This window comes from Synechococcus sp. 8F6 (assembly GCF_002252665.1).
Lineage (GTDB): Bacteria > Cyanobacteriota > Cyanobacteriia > PCC-6307 > Cyanobiaceae > Cyanobium_A.
This window is the reverse complement of the sequence record NZ_NQKZ01000010.1, coordinates 100,902-108,203: the sequence shown is the minus strand read 5'-3', so window position 1 is coordinate 108,203 and position 7,302 is coordinate 100,902. Positions and strand designations below refer to the sequence as shown.

General features: G+C 68.7%; 6 protein-coding genes and 1 pseudogene. 5 read left to right on the top strand and 2 right to left on the bottom strand.

The annotated features are described in order from the left end of the window. A pseudogene (locus CJZ78_RS09205) lies at positions 1 to 127 on the bottom strand (IS5/IS1182 family transposase); the annotation flags it as partial. Between the two features lie 67 nt (positions 128 to 194). On the opposite strand from CJZ78_RS09205, the gene CJZ78_RS09200 reads away from it, so the two are divergent. From CJZ78_RS09200 to CJZ78_RS09190, 3 genes are read left to right on the top strand one after another with little or no spacing between them, the layout of a single operon-like run. Next, a complete protein-coding gene (locus CJZ78_RS09200) occupies positions 195 to 665 on the top strand; it encodes a hypothetical protein (protein WP_143592889.1) in 471 nt (156 codons plus the stop codon). Further along, positions 662 to 967, top strand: a complete 306-nt coding sequence (locus tag CJZ78_RS09195) for a hypothetical protein (RefSeq protein WP_094560898.1) — start codon at positions 662 to 664, stop codon at positions 965 to 967. Before CJZ78_RS09200 ends, CJZ78_RS09195 begins: the two co-directional genes overlap by 4 nt. Further along, entirely contained in the window at positions 964 to 2,661 is a 1,698-nt protein-coding gene (locus CJZ78_RS09190; protein ID WP_094560896.1) for an AarF/ABC1/UbiB kinase family protein, read from the top strand. The genes CJZ78_RS09195 and CJZ78_RS09190 overlap by 4 nt, the downstream gene beginning before the upstream one ends. A 29-nt stretch (positions 2,662 to 2,690) precedes the next feature. On the opposite strand, the gene eno is transcribed toward CJZ78_RS09190, so the two are convergent. Then, positions 2,691 to 3,986: a phosphopyruvate hydratase gene (gene eno, locus CJZ78_RS09185; protein WP_094560894.1), complete on the bottom strand. Its 1,296-nt coding sequence runs from the start codon at positions 3,984 to 3,986 to the stop codon at positions 2,691 to 2,693. 140 nt (positions 3,987 to 4,126) lie between these two features. On the opposite strand from eno, the gene gloA reads away from it, so the two are divergent. Then, on the top strand, positions 4,127 to 4,519 hold the full coding sequence (gene gloA, locus CJZ78_RS09180; protein WP_094560892.1) for a lactoylglutathione lyase: 393 nt from the start codon (positions 4,127 to 4,129) through the stop codon (positions 4,517 to 4,519). A 12-nt stretch (positions 4,520 to 4,531) separates the two neighbouring features. Beyond that, positions 4,532 to 7,243, top strand: coding sequence for an ATP-dependent Clp protease ATP-binding subunit (locus CJZ78_RS09175; RefSeq protein WP_094560890.1), 2,712 nt, complete (start codon positions 4,532 to 4,534; stop codon positions 7,241 to 7,243). The last annotated feature ends 59 nt before the right edge of the window (positions 7,244 to 7,302 follow it).

The following is a 7,302-nucleotide window of genomic DNA, read 5'->3' as shown; positions in this document are numbered from 1 at the left end:
GATTGAGCCGATCGAGGGCCTGATCGGCCAGTTTCCGGATCCGCCGCAGTGGATGACTGGCCGGGATCCGCTCCTCGATCGACACGTAGGAGAACAGAGAGCCGCTGCGCTCCCGGTGACCTCGCATCTCAGGTGGGCAGTTGGCCCATTGTCACGCGGGCTGGGTTTTTCAGCAAACTCTTAGGGTGAACCTCATGGCACACGCCCAGGTCGCTGCTCCCGCTCCTGCTCGCCCTCGGTCACACTGGCAGGTGCCATTGGTGGTGGGTGTTTGCTTTGGCTTTGGCTACGGCATCACCCACCGGCTGCTTGCCCTGCAATTGCCTTCATTGGTGCGGTTGGGTCAGGGCTTTGAGATGAGGCCCTTTCCCGGCATCACGCTGGAGAGCCTGCGGCTGCGGTTTGGCGCAGACAATCAGGAGATTCGCGGCGATTTGGATCTGCTGGAGCTGGAGAACAAGCCCACGGCTGATCCACCGGCGGCAAAGCCTGAGGATCAGCCCACCCCCGATCCAGGGGCTGGCTTGCGTGAGGCCCCTCTGGACCCGGCGCCGCTTCCGATGCCCCGGCCGACAGCTCCTGTCCCCCGCTTGGAGGCCCCACCGCCGCCCCAGCTGCCGAGTGCGGATCTGCCACAGTTCTCCCCAGAGGCCGGGCCGCGATGAGTGCGCCGCAATCGTTAGTGCAGGCCGCCGTGCAGCGACTGGGGGTTCGGCTGGGCAGCGGTCTCGTCGATGCAGCCGCCAACCTGGCCCTGCTCGCCCAGGATGCGCCCGAGCGGCTGCGCCAGGAGCTGCAGTTGTTCTGGGAGGAGGTGGAAGCCGAGGCGGCCCGGATCGAACGGGGGGAGGCAGAAGGGCCCGAAGCGGCCCCGACCGCCGCTGGCCCTCTCGATCCCCAGGATCAGATCGATGCCCTGCGCGCTCGGGTGGCGGCACTGGCGCGACGTCTGGACCAGCGTTCGTGATTCTGCGGCCGCTGCGCATCTGGTGGTTGGCCCTGGCCCTTGTTCTGGGGCTGTGGTGGGACGGTCAGGATTGGACCTATCCCGGTGGCGTCACCCTGGAGCGCCGGCAACGGCGTCAGCGTCGCCGGGCCCGCTGGCTCACCCAGGAATTTCTGGCCCTGGGCTCGGCCTTCATCAAGTTGGGTCAGTTGTTATCCGCCCGGCCGGACGTGATGCCCGCCGAGCTCGTTGAGGAGTTGGCCACCCTCCAAGACCGGGTGCCGGCCTTCCCCTTCACCGTGGTGCAGGACCTGCTGGAGCAGGAGCTGGGTGAGCGCTGCGCTGAAATCATCGACCTTGAAGCCGAACCACTCGGTTCCGCCAGCCTGGCCCAGGTGCATCGCGCCAGCCTGCGCAGCGGCCGTCAGGTGGTGCTCAAGGTGCAGCGCCCTGGTCTGGAGCGCACCTTCCGGCTGGATCTGGAGGTGCTTCAGCAGGTGGCCGCCGCGGTGCAGCGCCATCCCCGCTGGGGCCGCGGCCGCGACTGGATCGGCATCGCCCAGGAGTGCCGGCGGGTGTTGCTGCGGGAGCTCGACTTCCGCCTCGAAGCGGAGCATGCGGCCCGCTTCCGCCAGCAGTTTCTTGATGATCCCGGCATCCGCATTCCCGCAGTGGTGTGGGAGCTGAGCACCCGGCGGGTGTTGTGCCTCGACTACGTGCCCGGCATCAAGATCACCGACCGTCAGGCGTTGCTCGAGGCCGGCATCGTGCCCGCGGCGGTGGCCGAGAAGGGTGCGGCCAGTTATCTGCAGCAGCTGGTGCGCTTTGGCTTTTTCCACGCCGATCCCCACCCCGGCAACTTGGCCGTAGCCCCCGACGGAGCGCTCATCTACTACGACTTCGGCATGATGGGCCAGTTGTCCGGTCAGCTCCGGGGCCGCCTGGGCACCATGGTGCGCGCCGCCGCGGCCCGCGATGCCAGCGGCCTGGTGGCGGAACTGCAACAGGCTGGGGTGATTGCCCCTGGCGTCGATCCCGGGCCGGTGCGCCGCCTGGTGCGCGTGATGCTCGAGGAGGCCCTGACGCCCCCCTTCTCCGCCAACGTGCTGGAGCGGTTGTCGGGCGATCTCTACGACCTGGTCTACGGCCAGCCCTTCCGCCTGCCGCCCGAGCTGATCTTCGTGATGCGGGCGCTCTCCACCTTCGAGGGGGTCGGCCGCAGCCTCGATAGCGGCTTTAGCCTGGTGGCGATTGCTCGTCCTTACCTGCTTCCTCTGATGACATCAAGCGGTTCGGGAAGCGGTGTGGGTGGTGGCAGTGGCAGCGGTGGCAGTGGCGACCGCTTCGGCAGCGAATTGTTCAATGAGATTTCACGGCAGGCCGCTGAGGTAGGCAGCCGCGCCCTGGGCATTCCCAAACGCCTCGACGACAGCCTGGCCCGCATCGAGCAGGGCGATTTGCAGGTGCAGATCCGGGCCGGAGAAACTGATCGGCTGCTGCGCCGGCTCGCCCTGGCCCAGCAGGCTGCTGGCCAGTCGATGCTGCTGGCAGGGCTGGCGGTTGCTGCGGCCCTGCTGGCAGCCAGTGCGCGGCCAGCTTTGGTGGCGATCCCCCTTGTGGCTGGCCTGCCCCTGGGCCTGAGCTGGCTCAAGCTTCAGGGCCGGCTCAAGCGCGATGGGCGCCTGGATCAGTTGCCTGGAGTGGGCCAGGGCTGATCCTTCGCACCGTGGATCAGCACCGTGGATCAGGCCTTGCCGCGGGGGCCCCGATCCTCGGCGCCGGCGTAGATCGCCTGGCTGCCCAGCTCGTCTTCGATGCGCAGCAGCTGGTTGTACTTGGCCACCCGATCGGAGCGGCTGAGGGAGCCCGTCTTGATCTGGCCAGCCCGGGTGGCCACGGCCAGATCGGCGATGGTGGTGTCTTCGGTTTCGCCGGAGCGGTGGCTGATCACGCTGGTGTAGCCGGCGCGGCCGGCCAGATCGATCGCCTGCAGGGTTTCGGTGAGGGAGCCGATCTGGTTCACCTTGATCAGGATCGAGTTGGCCACACCCAGATCAATGCCGCGCTGCAGCCGGGCGGTGTTGGTAACAAACAGGTCGTCACCGACGAGTTGCACGGTTTTGCCCAGTTTTTCGGTCAGCAGGGCCCAGCCGTCCCAGTCGTCCTCGGCCACGCCGTCCTCGATCGACACGATCGGGAAGCGGCTCGCCAGTTGGGCCAGCTGATCGACCATCTCGGCGCTGCTGTAGCTGCCGCCGCCGAAGGTGTAGCGACCGTCCTTGTAAAACTCCGTGCTGGCCACATCCAGAGCCAGGGAGATCTGGTCGCCGGGGCGGTAGCTGGCTTTTTCGATCGCCTGGATCAGCAGCTCACCGGCGGCATCGTTGCTGGCCAGGTTGGGGGCGAAGCCACCCTCATCACCCACGGAGGTGGACAGGCCTTGGTCGTGGAGCAGGCCCTTGAGGGTGTGGAACACCTCAGCGCCCATGCGCAGCGCTTCGCGGAAGCTGCTGGCGCCGTGGGGCACCAGCATGAACTCCTGGAAGTCCATGTTGTTGGAAGCGTGGGCGCCGCCGTTGATCACGTTCATCAGCGGCACCGGCAGCAGATTGGCCAGCGGGCCACCCAGGTAGCGGTAGAGGGGCAGGCCCACGCCGTTGGCGGCAGCCCGGGCGGTGGCCAGGCTCACGGCCAGCACGGCATTGGCGCCGAGGCTCGACTTGTTGTCGCTGCCGTCCAGTTCGGCCATGGCGCCATCGACGGCGCTCTGATCCAGGGCGCTGAGGCCACACAGGGCCGGGGCGATGCGCTCTTCGATGTTGTTGACAGCCTGGGTCACCCCCTTGCCGAAGTAGCGGCTGCCGCCATCGCGCAGCTCGTGGGCTTCATGGGCGCCGGTGCTGGCACCGCTCGGCACGATCGCCCGGCCGCTGGCACCACCCTCCAGCAGCACCTCGGCCTCCACGGTGGGCGTGCCGCGCGAATCGAGCACCTCCCGTGCCACCACGGTGTCGATCACAAGGTCGAGGGAGTCAATCACGTTGGCGCGCCACGGCTGTCTGATTGGCGATCCTATGGGGCACCCCCTCCGCTCATTTTGTGCCACTCGGTACAACGGCTGATGTTGCTGGCCAGAATGGGAGTTCGTGAGTCCTGGTTGATGCCTGGCCGGGTTGATTGATGCGCATGCTGCACACCATGCTCCGGGTGGGAGATCTGGAGCGTTCCCTCTCCTTCTATACGGAGGTGCTGGGCATGCAATTGCTGCGCCGCAAGGATTACCCCTCCGGACGCTTCACCCTGGCCTTTGTCGGCTATGGCGATGAGGCCGACAACACCGTGCTGGAGCTCACCCACAACTGGGACACCAGCCAGTACGACCTTGGCAGCGGCTACGGCCACATCGCCCTGGGGGTGGATGACATCCAGGCCGTTTGCGCCGCCATCCGCGTCAAGGGCGGCAAGGTGGTGCGAGAACCCGGGCCGATGAAGCACGGCACCACGGTGATCGCCTTTGTGGAGGATCCCGATGGCTACAAGGTGGAACTGATCCAGCTCTCGTCCCGCGGCTGACCCCGCAAGCCCATGCGCGCCGATCCAGTGCCCTCCAGCCTCACCAGCGATCCCGATCGTTTCAGCGACGACGCCTGGGAGCTGCTCCTGGCCGCCCAGGACACGGCCCGGCGCTGGCGTCACGGCGCCATGGACGTTGAGCATCTGCTGCAGGCCCTGCTGCTGGAGCAGCGCTTTGGCCGTTGGCTGGATCGCCTGCCCCTCGATCCCGATCGCCTGTTGGATCGGCTCGAGAGCTTCTGCGCCGACCAGCCCGGTGGCAGCGGCAGCGAGCTCTACATCGGCGATGCCCTGGAAGACCTGCTCGAGGACGCCGACCGCTGCCGGGCCGCCTGGGGCGCGGGCCTGCTGGAGGTGCCCCATCTGCTGGTGGCTCTGGTGCGGGAGCCCCGCATCGGTGCCTCTCTGCTGGGGCCGGAGGGTCTCAGCGAAGACCTGTTGCTGCGGCAGTTCCGGCCCAGTGGGGCTGCGGCGGTCCCGGTGTCTGCACCGCCCCCAGCTGCCCCCGCGGCACCTCCCGACGCCTGGATCGATACCGCCACTCCCGCCCCGCCACCGGCAGCAGCGCCCAGCGCCGAGCTGCGGTTGGAGCAGGAGCCGCCTGAGCCCAGCGCCCTCGAGCGCTACGGCCGCGACCTCACTGCGGCGGCCCGCGCCGGTGAGCTCGATCCGGTGATCGGCCGCGACCTGGAGATGCGCCGCCTGATCCAGGTGCTCTCCCGCCGCAGCAAGAACAACCCGGTGCTGATCGGCGAGCCGGGCGTCGGCAAGACCGCCGTGGCCGAGCTGCTGGCCCAGCGGATCGTGGCCGGTGAAGTGCCGGATTCGCTCCAGGGTTTGCGGCTGGTGGCGCTCGATCTGGGCGCCCTGATCGCCGGCGCCAAGTTTCGCGGCCAGTTTGAGGAGCGCCTGCGGGCCGTGCTCAAGGAGGTGCGCGACGCCGATGCGGTGCCGGGTGCCGCAGGGGTGGTGCTGTTCATCGACGAGCTGCACACGGTGGTGAGCAACGACCGCTCCAATGCCGATGCCGGCAGCGTGCTCAAGCCGGCCCTGGCCCAGGGCTACCTGCGCTGCATCGGCGCCACCACCCCGGAGGACTACCGCCGCAGTATTGAGAAGGATCCCGGCCTGGAGCGCCGCTTCCAGCAGGTGCTGATCAAGGAGCCCGGGCTCGACACCAGCGTGGAGATCCTGCGGGGGCTCAAGGAGCGCTATGAGCTGCACCACGGCGTGGCGATCACCGATCCGGCCCTGGTGGCGGCCGCTCGGCTGGCCGACCGCTACATCACCGACCGCTGCCTGCCCGATTCGGCGATTGATCTGGTGGATGAGGCCGCTGCCCAGCTGCGCATGGAGGTGACCTCCAAGCCCCAGCTGGTGGAGGCGGCCGAGGCCGAGCTGCGTCGGGTGGAGCTGGCCCTGCTCTCGGCCGAGGTGGCGCCGCTGGAGGAGCGGGTGCAGTGGCAGGAGCAGCGCCGCCAGGCCACCGAGGCTTTGCAGCGGGTGCAGCAGCGCTGGCAGGCCGAGCGGGAGCGGCTGGCGGAGCTGCGCGACCTGCTGCAGCAGGACGAAGACCTGCGCCACGCCATCGCCGAAGCCGAGCGCGACGGCGACTACGAGGAGGCGGCCCGGCTCCAGCACGACCAGCTCAATGCCCTGCAGCAGCGCCGCGAAACCCTCGAGGCGGAGTTGCAGGGGGAAACGATCCTGCGGGAGCAGGTGGAGGAGGGCGACATCGCCGATGTGGTGGCCCGCTGGACCGGCATTCCGGTGCAGCGGCTGCTGGCTGGTGAGCGTCAGAAGCTGCTGGAGCTTGAGGCCAGCCTGGGCGAGCGGGTGGTCGGCCAGCCGGAGGCGGTGGCGGCGGTGGCCGCAGCGATCCGGCGGGCCCGGGCGGGGATGCAGTCGCCCACAAGGCCGGTGGGCTCGTTTCTGTTTCTGGGCCCCACCGGCGTGGGCAAAACCGAGTTGGCCAAGGCCCTGGCGGCGTCTCTCTTCGACGAGGACGACGCCCTGGTGCGGCTCGACATGAGCGAATTCATGGAGCGCAACGCCGTGGCCCGGCTGGTGGGGGCGCCCCCCGGCTACGTGGGTTACGAGGAGGGTGGCCAGCTCACCGAGGCGGTGCGGCGCCGGCCCTACGCGGTGCTGCTGCTCGATGAGGTGGAGAAGGCCCACCCGGAGGTGTTCAACCTGCTGCTGCAGGTGCTCGACGACGGCCGGCTCACCGATTCCCAGGGCCGCACCGTGGATTTCCGCCACACGGTGGTGATCATGACCAGCAACCTGGCCAGCCGCGCCATCCTCGAGAGCGTCCGGGCCGATTCCTCACGAGCTGAAGAGCAGCAGACCTGGCTTGACCAGCAGATCGACCAGGCGCTGGCGTCCCAGTTCCGGCCGGAATTCCTCAACCGGATCGACGAGGTGATCCGCTTCCGGCCGCTGGGGCCGGCGGATCTGCAGCGGATCGTGCGCCTGCAGCTGGCCGAGCTGGCCCGCCTGCTGGCGGAGCAGCACCTGGAGCTGGAGGTGCCGGAGCCGGTGGTGCAGGCCCTGGCCGAGCAGGGCTATGAGCCCGAATACGGCGCTCGGCCCCTGCGGCGGGTGCTGCGCCGTCAGCTGGAGAATCCCCTGGCCACCGAGCTGCTGGCGGAGCGCTTCAGCGGCGCCCGGGGTGTGCGCGTCGAGCCGGGGACTCCCTTGACCTTTGTGCCCCTCGGGTAGGGTGGTCGTTTGCCGATACGCGCGGACGTCCCCGTGCGCCAGCGCCCGTGGATTCCGAC